This is a genomic window from Devosia sp. Root436, from assembly GCF_001426345.1.
Taxonomy (GTDB): domain Bacteria; phylum Pseudomonadota; class Alphaproteobacteria; order Rhizobiales; family Devosiaceae; genus Devosia.
The window spans coordinates 138,954-155,921 of sequence record NZ_LMEM01000016.1; the positions used below are offsets into that span (position 1 = coordinate 138,954).

Sequence of the window (16,968 nt, forward strand, 5' to 3'; positions counted from 1 at the left end):
CGAAGGTGTTTGCACCACCTTCGGTCCTATCCACCCCCGATGCCACTCTAAGGAACCGAAAATGGACGCTTGCCACTCTACGTCTACCGACAACCAGCAGCAACCGGCCGTCGCGGCCCAGGTCGAATCCCTGCCCAACAGACTGGGTCACAATGGCCCATATTTCGGCGTTGACAGTCCGATCGCACAGGATTGCGATAAGCTAGCCGGCCATGGCGATCTCTTCCGCGACCTGGATGCCTTCGAGGCTGACCTTCGCGCCGCCGCTGACCGCACCCGCGCCGCAGCCGACGAAAGCCAGCGGGCGGCGATCGTGCTGGCCGAAACCGGCGCCGACCATGCCGGCGTGGTCGCCCAGGCCGCCGCATCCCTGCGCCAGGCGGCCCAGCTCATGGCCGATGCCCAGCTCATGGCCGAAGTGCTCGATGAGCGCGAGGGGCAACGCCTGCGCGACCGTGAAGCCCGCACCTTCCTCGAAATGGTCAAGGGCAAGCCCCGCGCCGAACTGTCCTGGTACGAACGCCTGAAGGCCGAGGCCGTCATCAACTGGCGCATCGCCAAGCTCCTGGAGCGGCTGGGCGAAGTCTGTGGCGTTGACCGTTCCAAAGCCTGGCCGTTCATCGATACGGCCCGCATGGAAGACATCGCCGTGCTGGTGGAAGGGCCATCGGCAGACCAGCTCAAAGCCATGAGTAGCGAAGCCCTGCTTGATGCCCTCCATCGGCTCGAAAGCCAGCAGGCCGACATTCGCAAGCGGATCACGCTCACCTTGGCGCTGCGCAATGTCCAGGGCGCCTAAGTCCACCTCCGGCTTGCCGGGCAAGAAGATCGCGCTGTTGCACGTGGCGAAGCGCGATCTCCACCTGTCCGATGACGACTATCGGGCCATGCTGGTGCAGGTGGCCGGCGTCGCAAGCGCCACCGAACTTGACCTGCTCGGCTTCGAGCGGGTCATCGCACACCTGACCAGGCTGGGCTTCAAGTCCACCTGGTCGAAGCGCACGTTCGGCAATCGCGCCGGCATGGCCAGCCCCAGCCAGGTGGACCTGATCCGGAAGCTCTGGGGCGAGTACCACCACCAGGGCAACGACGAAACCGCCGAAGCCGCGCTGAACACCTGGTTGACCAGGTACCATCACGTATCGGCCCTGCGCTTCGTGACGGCCGAGATTGCCGGGCGGATAATTCCCGGCCTCAAGGCCATGGCCGCCCGGAATCAACATGGCCGTTAAACAGGCTTTCAAGGGGGCTGGAAGGGGGTGGCGCTATTGCGCCAATCCGTTGCCCAGCCCCGCCCGCACTTCGCGCCACACCAGATTATTTCGAGGCGCCCGCGAGAATAGTTTCCGGAGTTTCTTCGACGTGCAAAGGGCCCCCATCTTCTCCAGTGTCCCAGCCCGCCATCACGACGAATGTCTCACCCTCGTCTGCGTAGATCAGGTCCACCCTGTCCAGGTTGATGTAAACCGTCCGGCCTTCATGGTCCTTCGACGTGCAGGCAACCCAATTCGCTCTCATGTCCGCTCCAGTGTCCGGTGTGCCGCAAAGTGGTAGCCGATTCCGGGAAGTCGCTCCAACTGGACCTCTTTGGCGCCGCTCCTGCCGAACACCCCAAGCGTCCCCGCAAAGGGGGTGACATCCGTCACGATCCCGTTTTGTTCTTAGGGGTGACAGATGTTAGGGGCACGCTGGCAAATACGCGTCCCTCAAGCCAGCCGAACGCTCCGGGTGGCCACCCCATGTCTTCAGCTGACGAATTCCCAACATCCCTCGCCGAGATTGCCGAGGTCATCGGCACTGAAGCTGCGACCATGCTCGCAAACATTAAGGGCGGCCTGGTCACCTACATTCCCTCCAGGGTCGATGCTGGGCATTGGCTGTCCGAACTGATCGGCTACGACCTGGCGAACAAGCTCTGTGAACACTTCCGCGTTGGCAACGGCAGTGACCGAAAGGTTCAAGGGCAAGGGGTGAGTCTAACGGTACCGATGGCGCGGTATGCCCGGCAGACCGCTGCCTGGGAAGATGTCCTGGCGCTCGGCTTGACGGTCAGCGAAACCGCTGTTCGCATGGGGTGCCATGTTCGCACCGTTTATCGCTATCGGGCCAAGCTAGGTTATTCGGACGGGGCGCCCACCGGGCAATCCTCGCGTTGAGCTTCGCCATGTCCGTGGCGGCTCCTTCTCCGAGCTCCGACCCAATCAATGTGATCATCCAGGTTCTGGGTCGGGAAGCGGGCATGATCGTAGCCCAGCGGCTTGGCGGTCGCGACCTCTGGTTGCCGCTGGAAGTGCCAGCCGAATCCGCGCTTGCCACCATCGTCGGCACGGATGCTGCGCTCCGGGTTGCTGCGGCTCTGGGAAAACCGCAGCGCTCCTCGAATGGGGAAATCGGCGTCAGTGTTCTAATTCCTGGCAACCGCAGGTGCGTTTCCGAGGATCAGGCGAGGGCTGCTCTTGTCACGTCCGATGAGCGTGCTGCCGAAAGGCTCGGCATCAACGAGTCGACCGTCACCCAATGGCGAATGCATTTCACCGGCAAGGTTTGGGACCGCTAGACGCCGCCCGCCCCAACCCCGGCCTCGAACATCGAATTTGAAGCGGTATTGAAACGGCTAGAACGGTCGAAGCCACGCGCCCAGCTACCCAAGCCGCACCGATTGCCTTTCGCCTGCCACAGGGCGATTGTAGCGAAGTGGGCGTGACACCATTCCCGTTCATAAACCTGCTAGCGGTTGTGCCTGAAGGGTCGATCTCGATCGAGTCTGGCGATGCCGTCCTGGACGCGTTCCGCCATGGCTAGGAACATGCGGTCTGCGATGCGGATTTCTTCCTGCAAGTCAGGCGTCAGGTCTCCGTCCTTGTCGAATCCGTTTCGATGAACGCAGTCATGCCGCAGACCGGTGATGATCCCCAACCAGCCACGGTCCTCCTCAGACTTGGGCATGATGCCCGTCCCGATCGCGATGTTGTAGAGGGCATCTGCCTTGGGAAAGTTATGGAATTGCAGGCCACGCAGGTAGCTCGTCACCCGATTGCGGACGATATCGCCGTCCTTAAGGATGTCCTGGAGGCCGACCTTGGCGGTCCGCAGTTCGTCTACTCGCGACACCATGCGGTCCAGGACCTCGCCTTCTCGCTGGCATAGGCCAATCAACGCATCAGCTAGAAACGCCTCGATCAGGGAGAAGTGTTGGACCAGCACCATCTGCTGAAACGTCCGGTGCTTCGCCCAGCCACCGTTTTTCAGTAGCAAGCCTAAGCTCTCGCGACCCCTCCGGAAGACGTCATAGGGGTTGGCTGGTGGGTCGTATTCATCCCAGTCGATATCGTCGCCCAAGTAGGGGCGACATGTTGCGAAAAACGCTGGCGCATCGCTTGGCGTGACCTCTGTGCCGGCGTCGTCGGAATCGAGAGACAGAAAGTATTCCTCCCGGCAGCCATCGCACACCACGTGCACCGGCGTCCGGGCAAACGACCCAGCTGGCCTCTCAGAAAGACGGACGACAACTTCCGTTGTCACCGCACACCATACGTTGGTGCAGATGACCGAAATGGCAGCGGCAATTGTCATCACTGCACCTCAGTTCGAAATAACGAGGCGCGGACCAGGGCGTGAACCAATGTAGACCGTCTGAACATCCTCTGGTCGAAACGCCAGCAACTTGGCCAGCTCGTCAACCGAGTAGCCAAGCGTTTCCAGGTGATGCTGCACGACGCGAGCCAGGCGCCAAGGCTTCTCGACCGGTATCGGCAGCGGTTCTACACCCTTGAACACCTTGCTGTACTGGATGCTCAGAGACTTGTATTGCGAGGGAGTCATGAGAGCCAGATCGAACGCTCGCCGGATCAAAGCTTTTATCGAAACCTTCCAGAAGGACTTCACTCTACCCATGTGGCTGAGCTTGGCGCCGACCAAATACGAGCGGATATCTGCTGCCGGCATCAGAAGTTCTGCGGCAAACCGGTGCGCCTCTTCTTCCATCTTTGCATCGTCGTCAGGATGGTGGTGCATGATCATATGACCCAATTCATGGGCCAACGAAAAGCGGAAGCGATCGCCTGGCATATCCATGTTCATGAAGAACATCGGGGGCAGCCCCTCGGAACGGAAGCTCAGCCCATCCATGAGGTCCGTGCCGAACCGGGCAACGATCACCACCCCGCCCGCCTGCTCTATGAGGTCGACAACGTTGGCCAGAGGCCCACGGGGCACCATCCAATACTCTCTCACCCGCTCCGCAATTTTCTCCGGCGTGAGGCCGTTTTCATCCAGATCGATCTGCGGAATTGGCTTCGCCACTTCCCAGTCGAAAGATGCTAGCAACTTCGCAACGTGAAGCCGGCGTATATTCATCACAGCGTTGATGCGCGCCAACGGTTTGGCAGCGAGCCTCGCCCTTTTCCTATAGTGGAAATGCGGGAAGCCAACGGCCCTCTCCCGCTGGAAAAAGAACTCAACTGGGAACCTGGTCGCCGTCGCGATCCGTTCAATGGCCTCATCACCTGGTTGCGTAATGAGGCCATGCTCGAGCTTCGAAATAAGCGCTTGGGTAACATCGGCGCGCTTTGCCAGATCCGACTGAGTCAGTTCGCGCGCCTCTCGCGCCAACCTCAACATATCGGGATTGAAAGTCCTATCGTCCACTCCGCGCCCTCCGCGCCCGCGCAGCGTTAAAGTCGGAATCGCCCATGCCTGCGAACCGCTGCGGCGTGATATCTACCCAATTTGCCTCATTTTCCAAGAAGATCACCTGCGACGACCAGAACATCCCCTGGCCGACGCGCCGGGATATGATCACGCGGTTCAGACCCACGCCGGCCGGCGCCAGCTCATAGCCAGCAGTCAGTCGGACAGCGGGGTCTGGTAGGTCGGGAATGGGCAACTGATCGTCATAGTCCTGTTGCTGTTTGGTCTGGTAATTTGAACTGCGGCCATTGCCGTCGACCTTCTTGAACCTCAGCAATGCTTGGTCCCGCCAGTTCATGACGCGGAGTCCACGGACATCGAGGATGTGAAGGCCAGCCCTCGAACCTTCGGCGTCCAACATAAGGCGCTCTGCATGTGAATATATGCAGTTTGCAGCAGCTCGGGCCGTGTGCTGCGCGCGGGCGGCGTCGGTGTAATTCTCGCCGAAGTAGAATTCGACCGCCCCGTTGAGGATATCGTTCACGAGGGGCAGGATCGGAGCGATAGCGACCATCGCGGCATTCTGATCGTCTTCACGGGACAACGGCATGCACGAATCTCCAAAGGACAGGGTCTCAAACATGGGCCCGCTGTTCGACATTTTCAATGAAAAATATAACTGAGAAAATAACTCCATGGATCGCCATGCCCGATCAAGACCAGGGCATGGTCAAATCGGCCTCGATAAGGGGGTGACCGCCGGGGGGTACGCCACCCTCCCCGTAACAGAGGCTCCACGAAGGAGGCTCTGAACCGGACCGACGATTTCCCGGTTGTCACGGCGGTCCACTGGACGATAACGAGTTCCTAGGCCCAGCACCAGCTTCCCAAGTCGACCGACACGACGTCCCCCTGACATTCGTCAGGGTCGGAGACACCCACAAGCCCTGATAGCTGTCAGTCACCTGCTCAAAAACCGGCGACCTCCTGAGAGTGACAGCAAGCCAAACGGATATTTCCGACTTACCCGCGTTGTTAGCGGGGCTCGCGCAAATTATCGGGATTGAGGCCGTCCTGACGCTCGCGGCGGCAAGGGGTGGTCAACGCGTCTATATCCCGCCCGCCGCAATGCCAGATCATTGGCTTACTCAGCTTCTTGGTCATGACGCCGCACGGGCGGTGTGTGACCACTTCAAACTGTCGGTTCAAGGGCACCGTGACCACGACGTTGGTTGGATTGGAACGCCCGTGGTGATTCCCAGTGCCATCAGGTTGCGACGGAGACTCCTGCTCGAACAGGCCTGTGTCAAAGGCTTCAGCATTCGAGAGACAGCAATCCAGCTGGGCATCAGCGAACGGATGGTTTCGCACATGCGCGCCGCAAGGAACCGACGGCTGGGCCGTGAACAACAGCACGTCGGTTTCATGGACAAGAAAGGAAACGACCCATGACCTACAAGTATCCCGACGCCGACGCGTTTCAGGAGGCAAGACGACTCGCGGTTCTCGCTAATGAACTGATGGCCTCAAGGGCTAAAGCAGGCATGCCCATTAGCTTGATACAGGCTACGCAGATGGTCGCAGATGGTCGGCGCGCGTCGTCCGAGGGTGCAAGTTTCCTGGCCGCCAGTGACATCGCTGCGCAAGCCAGGCTGCTGATGCACCACCGCGAGGAAATCGGCCTGCCAGTCTCCCTGGAAGAGGCGGTTACGCTCGTCTCGGAGAAACGGGCAATTGACTTTAAAAGTGTTGACGCAAGCTCGGTCGTTGCAAGTGCGGTATCCGAGCACACGGCAACACCAGACCTGGACAGACTGGCAGAAGAGGCTATCGCTGCAGGAGTAATTCTTGAAGACAACCGCGATTGGGCCATCTCATTTTCCCGCCAAAATCCCGGCCGGTTCATTGAGTTCTGCGCAAGCGTCGAAGACACTAACAAGAAGGTTCGCGACCTTCTAGGGCCTGACGCCGCCCCATCCCACTACACACCGGAAAACTATGCTGCGGAAATTGCGGCAGCGGCCAGAGACTACATCGACCTTGAAGCAAAGGCGGGCCGACACGTTACGCTCATCCAGGCCGTTGAGGCGGTCTCAAAAGCAAGGGCAAAACGCTAACTCAAGTTTCCGACCAACCCCCTTGTCCAGGTTGGGTCGGGACGAGGCGGTGGCCAGCTTTGCGGAGGCCGGCCACCGCCCAACCATCTTCGGCAGCGGGCCCACGAGGTGGGGGACACCGTTAGCCTCCCTCCCAGGCACCCGCCCCACATCAAGGAAAGGTCACATCCCGTGGCAAAATTCGTCTTAAAACCCAATTATGAGTATTGGTGGCCTGTGAGGGTCAAGTCGCCCAACACAGACCCCAAGCGCGGCGGCGCAACCGTTGAACAGACGTTCAACGCGCAGTTCCGCTCGGTTTCCACGACCGAAACCAGGGAAATCATGGATCGTGCCGGCGAGAACGGAACAATTGAATTCATCCAGGCTATAGTCCTCGACTGGGACGAAAGTGTAGTGGATGACGATGGGCAGCCGGTGGCCTTCTCGGATGCTGCGCTAGCCGACATGCTCGCCAATGTCTGGGTACTGAAGGCTTTCTGGACCGCCTGGTCAGAGTCTACCAGCGGACAGGCAGCCGGCACCAAGAAGTGACCCGGCCCTTCGTCATTTCGATGAAGCTCATGGCCGACAACAGCAACGCTGTTGCCGGCCTAAAGGAGACACGCCGCGAGATCGAGATGCTGGCCACCAGCTCCATCAGCGCGGCAAGCGGGAAAGGTCTAAGCGCCGACCTTGACCGGATGTTCGGCATTAGCGGCAACAATGCCTTCAAAACCACCCGCGACGATATTGCAGCGATGGGGCAGCAGCTCGACACGCTGCGGGCCCAATACAACCCCGTCTTTGCTGCCGAACAGGCGCACGAAACCAACCTTGCGGGTATTCAGCGGGCCTACCGCCTGGGCGCGATATCCGCCGATGAAATGTCCCTGGCCATCGACCGCGAGAAGATGGCGCACACCAGCGCCATTGCGGCCCTGGACGGCCATACCGGCGCGATGATGCGGAACAACCGCGCCGCTGCCCAGCGAACGAACCTGCTTTTTCAGCTTCAAGATATTGGCGTTTCGCTTGCATCGGGCATGAACCCGCTGATGGTCGCCGCCCAGCAAGGTTCCCAGATTTCCATGATCTACGGCCCGGAAGAAGGCGGGCTGGGCAAGGCTCTGTCGGAAACCGGCAAGATGGCTGGCGGCCTTGTGTCGAAGCTGGGGCCGCTCGCCCTGGTCATAGGTGGTGGTGCCCTGTCTATCGCCGGCATACGCCATGAAATTGAGGAAACCAGCGGTGTCGCCGTTGGCTTCGGCGATGTGCTGGCAGCTGTGTTTCAGGTGCCTGCAGCGGCCATTTATGAACAGTTTAAACCGGCACTCGACGCCGTGGCCTCCTGGTGGTCGGACGAATGGGACCTATTCGTTCAGCAGACCAAGGAGGGCGGTAACTTCATCGTTCGCGAGACGATCGGCATGGTCGATATCGTCGGCACTATCGTCATGTCCATTCCCGACGCCTTCACCGCAGCGGGTGAGGCCGCCGCCGAGGGTTTTGCCAACGCGATCATCTTCGGCTTCCGAGAGGTGCAGGTCGCCTACAACAGCCTCATAACCGACATCAACGGCCTCGCCTCCCAAGCTGGTATGGGTCAGGACCTTTTCCCCACGATGAACCTGATGGAGTACGTGGACGTGGACTTCGGCGGCGATGCAGCCGTTGCCCGCTTGACCGAAGGTTGGGGAGCCTTGAATACCCGCCTCCAGGAGGTGGCCGAGACCGACTATATGGGCCAATTCTTCGGCGCCGTGCAGACGCAAGCGATCGCGAACTACAATGCCGGGCTTGAGGAAACTGGTGACGCTGCCGGTGCAGCGGCCCAGGGCGTAAAGATCGCCAAGGATGCCATGGCCGACTTCAACCGCGAGATGGACTTCTACAAGTCCACCTTCAGCGGATTTGTCACCGACATTTTCAAGGGCCTGCGAGAGGGCGGCAACGCCTGGGAAGTCTTCGGCAATGCCGCAGTGTCGGCCCTGGACAAGATAGCCGACCGTGCGGTCGCTGCGTCCCCGGATGGAGAGTGGGACACCCTCAACACACTGGCCGGAGACCAAAGACCATGACGGCCATCAACGTCATTCGGCGGGACGATCGTATCTGGTTCATGACCGATGCAGCGGTCTACTCCCAGACCGGCGTTATCGAGGCAATTGAGGACAAGGTCATTCTGCTGCCCGCCATCGGAGCGGCGATAGCCACCCGTGGCCCGTACGAGAATTTCCGCGTTCTTCAGTACATGCTCAACGCTTCCGGCGACCGGCTGAAATCGTTTGACGATCTGGTGGAACAGCTGCCCGCGATAATCCGGGGCGCGACTGCCCGCTTCCACCGGGACCGTTTCGAGCTGACGATCGGCGGGTACTCCGGGGCGCGGGAGGGGATGGAAACATACCTATGCTTCAGCCGCAGTGCGCAGGGGCGAATGCGCGACGGAATGGGCACCATCCCCGAGGCCGTCCCCGTCCGAGTTCCCGACCTTGTCGGTTCACCTATACCGGCGCCGCATCAGTTGGCGGCGGTCGGGATTTTCGGCCCGATCTCACCCGAAGAGTTCGATCCCCGCACCGATGGCATGCGCCTGATGGAAGGCCAGCGGCTCTATCGGCACAGCACCGGTGGGTATCACATGGTCGGTGGGTACGCCCAGCTAACGACCATCACCAGAGAAGGTTTGACCAGCGAGGTTCTACGCAGCTGGCCGGACCGGATCGGGCACAAGATTGACCTATCAAGGGATGCCGAAGGCTTTGTTGGCGAAGTGCGTGCCCAGGCCACCGTCAACGCCTTGAACAGGCAGCAGCGTCGAGCCCTCAAGGCGGCCCGGCGCCCGCAGAGGTAAGGAGCCCGATATGGCGATGCTGAAACCCTGTGCCGATTGCCGGCAGCTGGTCTACGCCGAGGCGATGGTGACGATCACCGCAGTTGAATACCGCGACCTTCTCAGCCGGCCTGCCCGAGAAGGCGGGTATCTGGGCAAGCCATCCCGTTCGAAACTCGACAATGACACGGAGCTGGCCGCCCACCTGGTCGAACTGGCGGCAGCGGGCAAAATGTTGCTCACCGATATGCGGAACGCCTGCATCGAACGCTTCGGCGCCGAGCGCGTACCCTCCCGCTCGGCGATCCACCGATATCTTCAGATGGCGGCCCATAGGGAGCGGATGGCCAGGTTGCGGAGCGACCCGCGATGACCGTGCCCGAAAAGTGCCAGCAGTGTGGGCGGCTTGCCTTTCCAGGGGAGGCGGTGACCATCTCCAGCGACGAGTATCAGGAGCTCCTGGCGTTCCGGAAGGACCGCGAAGCCGCGTACACCCACCACGTGTCCAAGGTCCGGTTGGCCTCTCGCTCCCGCATCGCCAGAGACCCCGAGCTTGCCCAGTTCATCCTTCAGGCCGCCGAGACGATGCTGATCAAGGAGATCGTTGCGGCATGCGAAGAACGATTCGGGGTGGAGCGGGCACCGTCGCGGTCATCGATCCACCGCTTCATCCACCAAGCGTAAGTTCGCGCCCCTTTTTCCCCTGTCCAATACTGGCATGTGTTGGGCATCACTGGGCATCCCCGGTGAATCCCGGATATCGCCCTACAGTCCGGAATATCTATCTACAGGTTACAGCGAGTTGGTTAGCACACTGTTAACATCGACGCGCCGAACAGGTGGAAATCGGTTCGACCTGATAAGTATGATTTTTGACTTGCCACCGCATGCCCGGTTGCGCTTTATGCCAACAGCCCGCGCCAAGCAGCTGAGGAGCCGTGCCATGAATTTGATCCAGTTTTTCGATGCCAATGGCGAACGGGCGGTCGGCGCCGTCGAGAGCGGCATGGCCCGCGTCGTCAATGATGCCAGCAGCGTCTACGAACTGGCAATCACCGCCCTGTCGCGCCATGGCGGGCTTGGCGCCCTGATCGCCGAAAAGGGTCTCGGGGCCGAGGTGGATCGCGCCGCCATCCTGGCCGAAGGGCGCATGCTGGCCCCGGTCGATCATCCCGATCCGGCCCATCTCTATGTCACCGGCACCGGCCTCACCCATCTGGGCTCAGCCGCCACGCGCGACGCCATGCACAAAGCCAATGGCGACAAACCGGCAGGCGAGCTGACTGACAGCATGAAGATGTTCCGCATGGGCGTGGAAGGCGGAAAACCGGCCGACGGGCGCAAGGGCGTGCAGCCGGAATGGTTCTACAAGGGCAACGGCTATTCCGTGGTCAATCCGGGCCACCCCATTCCCTCGCCCGGCTTCGCGCTCGATGCGGGCGAGGAACCCGAAATCGCCGGCATTTACGTGATCGACCAGAACGGCCAGCCGCGCCGGCTGGGCTTTGCGCTGGCCAATGAGTTTTCCGACCATGTGACCGAGCGGGTGAACTATCTCTATCTCGCCCATTCCAAGCTTCGCGCCTGTGCCTTCGGGCCGGAACTGCGCGTGGGCGACCTGCCCGCCCATATCGAGGGCAAGTCGAGAATCTGGCGCAATGGCAAGGTGTTGTGGGAAAAGCCGTTTCTTTCAGGTGAGGACAATATGAGCCACACCATCGCCAATCTGGAATATCACCACTTCAAGTATGACCTGTTCCGCAATCCGGGCGACCTGCATGTGCATATGTTCGGCACGGCGACGCTGAGCTTTGCCGACGGCATCCAGACACAGCCGGACGATATTTTCGAGATCGAGGAAGCCCAGTTCGGCATGGCGCTACGCAATCCCGTCCGGGTGGAAACCGAGCACCCAATGATCGTCGGCAACGTCTATTGAGCTTGAAGCCAGCCAACTAACATGTCAGTTATCCCTCCGCTCGGTGGAGGGATGACATGACTGCTCGCAGCTTCGAAAAGCGCCGCATCGGCCGCACCGATCTGGAGGTGACGACGCTGGGGCTCGGCGGCGCTTCGCTGGCCGGTATTTTCTCCGCCGTTCCGGCCGAGCAGGCGCGCGCCACGGTGGGTCATGCGCTCGATGTCGGCATCAACTATGTCGATACGGCCCCCCAATATGGCCTCGGCCGCTCCGAGCATCTGGTGGGCGACGCGCTGCGGGAGCGACGCGACGGCGTGGTGCTGTCGAGCAAGGTGGGCCGGCTGCTGCAGCCGGTCGGCGCCGCCGAGCAGGACAAGGGCAACTGGGTCGATCCCCTGCCCTTCAACCAGCGCTACGATTATTCCTATGACGGGGTGATGCGCTCCTTCGAGGACAGCCAGCAGCGGCTGGGCATCCATCGCATCGACATTCTCTATGTCCACGATATCGGCACGGCGACGCACGGCGTCGAGGGCAACAAGCCACTCTGGGCGCAGCTTGCCAATGGCGGCTACAAGGCTTTGCGCGAATTGCGCGATGCCGGCGTCGTCAAGGCGATCGGGCTGGGCGTCAATGAATGGCAGGTGCTGATGGACGCCTTGGCGCTGGGCGACTGGGACGTCTTCCTGCTGGCCGGACGCTATACGCTGCTGGAACAGACCTCGCTCACCCCGTTCATGACCAGCTGTATCGAACGCGGCGCCTCCGTGGTCATCGGCGGCCCGTTCAATTCGGGGATTCTGGTGGGCGGCGACACATTCAACTATGCCAAGGCGCCCGAGGACATCGTGAGCAAGGTCAGGGCCATCGAGGCAGTGTGCCGGGAGTTCGGCGTGCCGCTGCCCGCCGCGGCCTTGCAATTTCCGCTGACCCACCCGGCCGTGTGCAACGTGCTGCCCGGCCCGCGCTCCCCGGCCGAGCTCGACGGCATTCTCGACTGGTGGGACGTCAAGGTGCCCGAGCAATTGTGGACCACGCTGGCGGCCAAGGACCTGCTGGCGCCGGGCACGCCTATTCCCGGCGGAGAGGCTTGACGGCAGACTGAATGGCGCTCAATATAACTGAACGGTTCTAGAACCTCAGAGTTATTGTCATGCCGACGCCAGCCGCCCTCGATGCCACCTTCCAGGCCCTTGCCGATCCGACGCGACGGGCTATCCTGGCGCGCCTTGCATTGGGAGAGGCCTCGGTGATGGAGCTGGCCGAGCCTTTTGCCATGAGCCAGCCGGCCATTTCCAAGCATCTGAAAGTGCTTGAAAATGCCGGATTGATCTCGCGCGGCCGCGACGCCCAGCGCCGACCCTGCAAGCTCGAAGCCGGGCCGCTGGCCGAGGCGACGGGCTGGCTGATCGAATACCGAAAATTCTGGGAAAAGCAGTTTGGCCAGCTCGATGATCTACTCGACGAGTTGAAGAAACTCGAAGCCATGGCGGGCAAGAACAATTGAGGAGAGCGACATGGCCTTTGGCGGCCCCCTGACCGTAACCACGCCTGAAGACACGCGGATCGTGATCACCAGGCAGTTTGACGCGCCGCGGCACCTGGTCTTCGCCTGCTACACCCAGCCGGCATTGATCCGCCGCTGGCTCAACGGCGCCGAAGGCTGGGTGATGACGGTGTGCGAATTCGACGCCAGGGTGGGCGGCAAATACCGCTACGAGTGGAAGGCGCCCAGTGGTTATGTGATGGGCATGGGTGGCGTGGTCAGGGAAATCGAACCGGTTGAACGGCTGGTGAGCGCCGAAGTGTTCGACGATGACTGGACCGGCGGCGAGACGGTGTCGACGCTTATCTTCGAGGAAGAAAGCGGACGGACGACGCTAGTCAATACGCTCAACTATTCGTCGAAAGAGGCCCGCGACGGGGCCTTGGCGACGCCGATGGCCGATGGCATGGAGTTTGGGTACAGCAAGCTGGACAAGGTGCTGGCGGAACTGGGAAAGGGACAGGAATGAACGATCCCCGCATTTCGGCAATCATCTGCGCCACGGTCGCTGCCTGGCTGGGCTACACGATCTTTTTCTCCGCCGAGGCGCCCAGCACCTTCCTGATGGTGCTGCAGTGGACCTTCTTCACCGTGGCTCTCGCCGGGCTGGGCGCGGCCCTGGGACGATTGGTACGCGGGCGGCGGTAGGCTTCAGACGCCTCCAGGCACTCTCCCCATCCGCGTCCAGCGGATTTCCGGGTGAGGGTGCTGCGCCATCCCATGCTTCGATGATTGTGGATAGCGCAGGACCCCTCATCCGCCCTTCGGGCACCTTCTCCCTCAAGGGGAGAAGGGGGAGAACTCAAGCGCTGGAGGTAAAGCATCCCCTGGGGCAGCCTGGCGGTTTAACTAATCTCAGTTCAAATCCAGCGCATAGGCCTTGAGCACGTCGAGAGGGATGAGGCCCAGGACGGCCTGGTTGGTCGAGCGGAGGAAGACGCGCGGGGCCTTGCCCGCCTGGTGCGCCTGCAGCCAGCGCTGGGCGACCAGGCACCAGCGATTGCCGGAGACGAGGCCGGGAAAGGCGAATTGCGGCATGGGAGTCGAGAGGTCGTTGCCGACCGAAGCCGAATATTCGAGGAAGTCGTCACTCGCCTCGATGCAGACCAGATGCACTGCGGCGCTGTCGGGGCCGGCGGCGCAATAGCCGGTGCGGAAGAAGCCGGTCAACGGATCGCTGGAACAGGGGCCGAGCGGTTCGCCGAGCACGTTGCGCTCGGCCGGCCCCTCGAAGCGCCCATGCACGTTCAATTGACGTCGCTCTTGCCCACCATCTGCAGCACTTCCTTGACCTTGGTGTTGATCTGGTCGAGCGAGTACGGCTTGGGCAGGAATTCGACGCTCTGGTCGTCCTCGATATCGCGGCGCACGCTTTCTTCGGCATAGCCGGAAACGAAGATGACCTTGAGGTCGGGCATGCGCTCGCGAATATGTTTCAGCAGCGTCGGGCCATCCATTTCGGGCATGGCCACGTCTGATATCATCAGGTCGATCTTGAAATCTTCATCTTCAAGGACCCCAAGAGCCTCCTCGCCGCCATCGGCCTCGAAAACCTCATAGCCAGTGGCGCGCAAGGCACGGGCCGAAAAGGCACGCACACTCTCCTCGTCATCAACCAGCAATATCCGCTCATGGCCGGTCAGGTCGCGCACCGGCGCCGCGGCGGCGGCAACCTTGGCGGCCTGTTCGGAGGCGCTGGCGACATGGCGCGGCAGGAAAATCTTGAAGGTGGTACCGACGCCCACCACCGAGACCGGATAGATATAGCCCTCGGTCTGCTTGACGATGCCGTAGACGGTGGAGAGGCCAAGGCCCGTGCCCTTGCCCAGCTCCTTGGTGGTGAAGAAGGGCTCGAAAATCTTCTGCAGCACTTCGGCACTCATGCCAGTGCCGGTATCCTGCACGTCGATCAGCACATAATCGGCCGGCAGCATGCCCTCGAAGTTCAGCCGCTCGGCTTCGGAGCGCTCCACATTTGACGTGCGGATGGTGATGGCGCCGCCATTGGGCATGGCATCGCGGGCATTGACGACCAGATTGATGATGACCTGTTCGAGCTGCACCACATCGGCGCGCACCGGCCAGATATTGCGGCCATGCTCGACGCCGAGCGTGTTCTTCTCGCCGATCATGCGCTTGAGCAGCACGGTGAGGTCGTCGACGATCAGCGGCAGTTCCAGCACCTGCGGCCGCAGCGTCTGGCGGCGCGAGAAGGCCAGCAGCTGACGGGTGAGGCCGGCGGCGCGATTGGCATTCTGCTTGATCTGCATCAGCTCGCTGAAGCTGGGATCGCCCGGCTTGTGCTTGAGCAGCAGCAGGTCGGAAAAGCCGATAATTGCGGTGAGCAGATTGTTGAAATCATGCGCCACGCCGCCGGCAAGCTGGCCGACTGCCTGCATTTTCTGGCTCTGGGCGAACTGGGCTTCGAGCTTGCGCTGGTCGGTCATGTCGAGGGCATAGACATTGACCTGCTCGGGTGAGCCGGCACTCATTTCCGAGGAGGAGAGATAGAGCCGCACGGCATGATCGCCCTCGGCGCTGAGCAGCGCATCGACCGGCTCGACCTCGGAGCGGTGGGCGGCAGCGTCGGCGATGGCCCGGGCGAATTTCTCGCGGCTGCCCTCGCCGATCAGGTCGCTCAGGGGCTGCATTTCGAGGCTCTTTTCCTCGCCCGACCATTTGAAGATGCGTCCGAACGGGGCGTTGGTGCGGATAATGCGCCCTTCCGCGTCGAGCGTGGCGATGGCGAAGGGGGTATCGTTGAAGAAGCGCGAGAAGCGCACTTCGGCAGCGCGCAGGGCCTCTTCGGTGTCGGGCGCCTTGGACTTGTCGAGGACCAGCGTGCGCGTCTCGCCCAGTTCGCCATCGGCGAGGCGCGCCGCGCGATGCAGCAGGCGCACCGGAAAGCTGGTGCCATTGCGGCGCACCAGATCGATATCGATGATCTCGGTGCCGATCTCGCCATCGCCGCGCCCGCGCATCAGCAGGGTCGCCCCATCGCCGCGCACCAGGTCGGAAAGGCCCAGATGGCCCGAATTGAACTCGGCCAGGTCGTAGCCGAGCCAGTCTGTCAGGGTCGAATTGAGATACTGGATGCGGCCATGCGCGTCGGCGGAGAAGAAGCCGGCCGGCGAATGATCGAGATAGTCGATGGCGCGCTGCAGGTCGCGGAAGGCGCTTTCGTTGTTGTCGCGGTCGCGGGTGATGTCTTCCACCGACCAGATGGCCAGCGGCCTGCTGGTCTCGTCGGATTCCGGGAGCGGCCGCACGCTGACGCGATACCAGAACGGCTTGGCGCTATCGCCCAGCGAGCCGCCCAAGCCGCCGACGATGCGGATATCCTCCACTGCGGCCCGCCCATCCTTGGCGGCGCGCGACAGCCGATAGATGGCCTCGCTGGCATCGGACTGGCCGGCGAAGAGGCGCGGTATGCCGACCGGCACGCCATTGGTCACCGCGCCCGAAAAGCTGCCGTAATGCGCGTTTACATAGGAAATCTTGCCGTCTCGGTCGGACACCACGGCGCCAAAGGGCAGGCTGTCGACCACGGCATTGGAAACGGTGCGCCGCTCCTCGCCATTGGCGAAGCGGAACAGGCCCGCCGCCAGCCCGAACAGGCAGAATACGCCCACCACGGCCAGCACGCCGACAAAGGTCATGATCAGATCGGCCGGGATCCGGTCGCTGAACAGGGCGAAGCCAACCGCTATGGCGATCAGCACCAGGCCAAGCACGACGACGCGCCACAAACCGGCCCCGCCCCGGCCCGCCGTCACGAGCGGATCGGGATAACTGTCCTCGCCTGTTGGCGTCGATGCCATGGGTCAGGGTGCTCCGTAACCGGTGAGTCGGGCCGAATCAGGCACGTTGCACTGGTCTAGCAAATGCCCCGGTGCTGCGGGAGACCGAACATGGTTTTCAACACGGGATCGCGGGGGGG

Annotated in this window: 21 protein-coding genes; 16 read left to right on the forward strand and 5 right to left on the reverse strand. The window is 61.7% G+C overall.

The annotated features are described in order from the left end of the window. Positions 1-61: 61 nt before the first annotated feature. The 4 genes from ASD04_RS18875 to ASD04_RS18895 all read left to right on the forward strand — a co-directional run bounded on the left by ASD04_RS18875 (position 62) and on the right by ASD04_RS18895 (position 2,557). Entirely contained in the window at positions 62-799 is a 738-nt protein-coding gene (locus ASD04_RS18875; protein WP_056260349.1) for a hypothetical protein, read from the forward strand. Continuing rightward, positions 783-1,232 (forward strand): regulatory protein GemA, encoded by a 450-nt coding sequence (locus ASD04_RS18880; protein ID WP_056260352.1) that lies wholly within the window; start codon positions 783-785, stop codon positions 1,230-1,232. The genes ASD04_RS18875 and ASD04_RS18880 overlap by 17 nt, the downstream gene beginning before the upstream one ends. Positions 1,233-1,739: 507 nt before the next feature. Beyond that, entirely contained in the window at positions 1,740-2,156 is a 417-nt protein-coding gene (locus tag ASD04_RS18890) for a hypothetical protein (RefSeq protein WP_056260356.1), read from the forward strand. An 83-nt stretch (positions 2,157-2,239) separates the two neighbouring features. After that, on the forward strand, positions 2,240-2,557 hold the full coding sequence (locus ASD04_RS18895) for a hypothetical protein (RefSeq protein ID WP_156461337.1): 318 nt from the start codon (positions 2,240-2,242) through the stop codon (positions 2,555-2,557). A gap of 170 nt (positions 2,558-2,727) precedes the next feature. On the opposite strand, the gene ASD04_RS18900 is transcribed toward ASD04_RS18895, so the two are convergent. Genes ASD04_RS18900 through ASD04_RS18910 form a run of 3 tightly spaced genes read right to left on the reverse strand, consistent with a single transcriptional unit; the run spans position 2,728 to position 5,239 of the window. After that, positions 2,728-3,573, reverse strand: coding sequence for a hypothetical protein (locus ASD04_RS18900; protein WP_056260360.1), 846 nt, complete (start codon positions 3,571-3,573; stop codon positions 2,728-2,730). Positions 3,574-3,582: 9 nt separating this feature from the next. Then, positions 3,583-4,647 (reverse strand): XRE family transcriptional regulator, encoded by a 1,065-nt coding sequence (locus tag ASD04_RS18905; protein WP_056260362.1) that lies wholly within the window; start codon positions 4,645-4,647, stop codon positions 3,583-3,585. Beyond that, on the reverse strand, positions 4,637-5,239 hold the full coding sequence (locus ASD04_RS18910) for a hypothetical protein (protein ID WP_156461338.1): 603 nt from the start codon (positions 5,237-5,239) through the stop codon (positions 4,637-4,639). Before ASD04_RS18910 ends, ASD04_RS18905 begins: the two co-directional genes overlap by 11 nt. 383 nt (positions 5,240-5,622) lie before the next feature. On the opposite strand from ASD04_RS18910, the gene ASD04_RS18915 reads away from it, so the two are divergent. From ASD04_RS18915 to ASD04_RS18970, 12 genes are all read left to right on the forward strand, one after another. Beyond that, entirely contained in the window at positions 5,623-6,081 is a 459-nt protein-coding gene (locus ASD04_RS18915) for a helix-turn-helix domain-containing protein (RefSeq protein ID WP_156461339.1), read from the forward strand. Further along, positions 6,078-6,746 (forward strand): hypothetical protein, encoded by a 669-nt coding sequence (locus ASD04_RS18920; protein WP_056260368.1) that lies wholly within the window; start codon positions 6,078-6,080, stop codon positions 6,744-6,746. The genes ASD04_RS18915 and ASD04_RS18920 overlap by 4 nt, the downstream gene beginning before the upstream one ends. 171 nt (positions 6,747-6,917) lie before the next feature. Further along, a complete protein-coding gene (locus tag ASD04_RS18925) occupies positions 6,918-7,280 on the forward strand; it encodes a hypothetical protein (RefSeq protein WP_156461340.1) in 363 nt (120 codons plus the stop codon). A 29-nt stretch (positions 7,281-7,309) separates the two neighbouring features. Continuing rightward, complete coding sequence (locus ASD04_RS18930) at positions 7,310-8,806, forward strand: phage tail length tape measure family protein (RefSeq protein ID WP_162245162.1); 1,497 nt, start codon at positions 7,310-7,312, stop codon at positions 8,804-8,806. Further along, positions 8,803-9,582 carry a hypothetical protein gene (locus tag ASD04_RS18935; protein WP_056260375.1) on the forward strand — a complete coding sequence of 260 codons (780 nt, stop codon included), beginning with the start codon at positions 8,803-8,805 and terminating at the stop codon, positions 9,580-9,582. Before ASD04_RS18930 ends, ASD04_RS18935 begins: the two co-directional genes overlap by 4 nt. Before the next feature lie 10 nt (positions 9,583-9,592). After that, a complete protein-coding gene (locus ASD04_RS18940; RefSeq protein ID WP_056260377.1) occupies positions 9,593-9,934 on the forward strand; it encodes a hypothetical protein in 342 nt (113 codons plus the stop codon). Continuing rightward, on the forward strand, positions 9,931-10,245 hold the full coding sequence (locus tag ASD04_RS18945; RefSeq protein WP_056260380.1) for a hypothetical protein: 315 nt from the start codon (positions 9,931-9,933) through the stop codon (positions 10,243-10,245). Before ASD04_RS18940 ends, ASD04_RS18945 begins: the two co-directional genes overlap by 4 nt. A gap of 259 nt (positions 10,246-10,504) precedes the next feature. Continuing rightward, on the forward strand, positions 10,505-11,500 hold the full coding sequence (araD1, locus tag ASD04_RS18950) for an AraD1 family protein (protein ID WP_156461341.1): 996 nt from the start codon (positions 10,505-10,507) through the stop codon (positions 11,498-11,500). A gap of 56 nt (positions 11,501-11,556) precedes the next feature. Next, complete coding sequence (locus ASD04_RS18955) at positions 11,557-12,576, forward strand: aldo/keto reductase (protein WP_056260382.1); 1,020 nt, start codon at positions 11,557-11,559, stop codon at positions 12,574-12,576. Between the two features lie 59 nt (positions 12,577-12,635). Then, positions 12,636-12,989 carry a metalloregulator ArsR/SmtB family transcription factor gene (locus tag ASD04_RS18960; RefSeq protein ID WP_056260384.1) on the forward strand — a complete coding sequence of 118 codons (354 nt, stop codon included), beginning with the start codon at positions 12,636-12,638 and terminating at the stop codon, positions 12,987-12,989. A 10-nt stretch (positions 12,990-12,999) separates the two neighbouring features. Beyond that, a complete protein-coding gene (locus ASD04_RS18965; protein ID WP_056260386.1) occupies positions 13,000-13,497 on the forward strand; it encodes an SRPBCC family protein in 498 nt (165 codons plus the stop codon). Continuing rightward, positions 13,494-13,676 carry a hypothetical protein gene (locus tag ASD04_RS18970; protein ID WP_056260388.1) on the forward strand — a complete coding sequence of 61 codons (183 nt, stop codon included), beginning with the start codon at positions 13,494-13,496 and terminating at the stop codon, positions 13,674-13,676. Before ASD04_RS18965 ends, ASD04_RS18970 begins: the two co-directional genes overlap by 4 nt. A gap of 207 nt (positions 13,677-13,883) precedes the next feature. Here ASD04_RS18970 and ASD04_RS18975 read toward each other — a convergent pair whose 3' ends face one another. Both ASD04_RS18975 and ASD04_RS18980 read right to left on the reverse strand, forming a co-directional pair. Further along, the gene (locus tag ASD04_RS18975; RefSeq protein ID WP_056260415.1) at positions 13,884-14,273 is read right to left on the reverse strand and encodes a DUF2237 domain-containing protein; all 390 of its coding nucleotides are present in this window, start codon (positions 14,271-14,273) and stop codon (positions 13,884-13,886) included. A gap of 2 nt (positions 14,274-14,275) precedes the next feature. Then, positions 14,276-16,849 (reverse strand): PAS domain-containing sensor histidine kinase, encoded by a 2,574-nt coding sequence (locus tag ASD04_RS18980; protein WP_056260390.1) that lies wholly within the window; start codon positions 16,847-16,849, stop codon positions 14,276-14,278. Between the last annotated feature and the right edge of the window lie 119 nt (positions 16,850-16,968).

Coding starts and splice junctions, on each gene's coding strand:
- ASD04_RS18970 (WP_056260388.1), top strand. CDS start 13,494: ATGAACGATCCCCGCATTTCGGCAATCATCTGCGCCACGGTCGCTGCC.
- ASD04_RS18960 (WP_056260384.1), top strand. CDS start 12,636: ATGCCGACGCCAGCCGCCCTCGATGCCACCTTCCAGGCCCTTGCCGAT.
- araD1 (WP_156461341.1), top strand. CDS start 10,505: ATGAATTTGATCCAGTTTTTCGATGCCAATGGCGAACGGGCGGTCGGC.
- ASD04_RS18945 (WP_056260380.1), top strand. CDS start 9,931: ATGACCGTGCCCGAAAAGTGCCAGCAGTGTGGGCGGCTTGCCTTTCCA.
- ASD04_RS18910 (WP_156461338.1), bottom strand. CDS start 5,239: ATGCCGTTGTCCCGTGAAGACGATCAGAATGCCGCGATGGTCGCTATC.
- ASD04_RS18900 (WP_056260360.1), bottom strand. CDS start 3,573: ATGACAATTGCCGCTGCCATTTCGGTCATCTGCACCAACGTATGGTGT.
- ASD04_RS18895 (WP_156461337.1), top strand. CDS start 2,240: ATGATCGTAGCCCAGCGGCTTGGCGGTCGCGACCTCTGGTTGCCGCTG.
- ASD04_RS18980 (WP_056260390.1), bottom strand. CDS start 16,849: ATGGCATCGACGCCAACAGGCGAGGACAGTTATCCCGATCCGCTCGTG.
- ASD04_RS18930 (WP_162245162.1), top strand. CDS start 7,310: ATGGCCGACAACAGCAACGCTGTTGCCGGCCTAAAGGAGACACGCCGC.
- ASD04_RS18920 (WP_056260368.1), top strand. CDS start 6,078: ATGACCTACAAGTATCCCGACGCCGACGCGTTTCAGGAGGCAAGACGA.
- ASD04_RS18940 (WP_056260377.1), top strand. CDS start 9,593: ATGGCGATGCTGAAACCCTGTGCCGATTGCCGGCAGCTGGTCTACGCC.
- ASD04_RS18880 (WP_056260352.1), top strand. CDS start 783: ATGTCCAGGGCGCCTAAGTCCACCTCCGGCTTGCCGGGCAAGAAGATC.
- ASD04_RS18935 (WP_056260375.1), top strand. CDS start 8,803: ATGACGGCCATCAACGTCATTCGGCGGGACGATCGTATCTGGTTCATG.
- ASD04_RS18955 (WP_056260382.1), top strand. CDS start 11,557: ATGACTGCTCGCAGCTTCGAAAAGCGCCGCATCGGCCGCACCGATCTG.
- ASD04_RS18890 (WP_056260356.1), top strand. CDS start 1,740: ATGTCTTCAGCTGACGAATTCCCAACATCCCTCGCCGAGATTGCCGAG.
- ASD04_RS18965 (WP_056260386.1), top strand. CDS start 13,000: ATGGCCTTTGGCGGCCCCCTGACCGTAACCACGCCTGAAGACACGCGG.
- ASD04_RS18875 (WP_056260349.1), top strand. CDS start 62: ATGGACGCTTGCCACTCTACGTCTACCGACAACCAGCAGCAACCGGCC.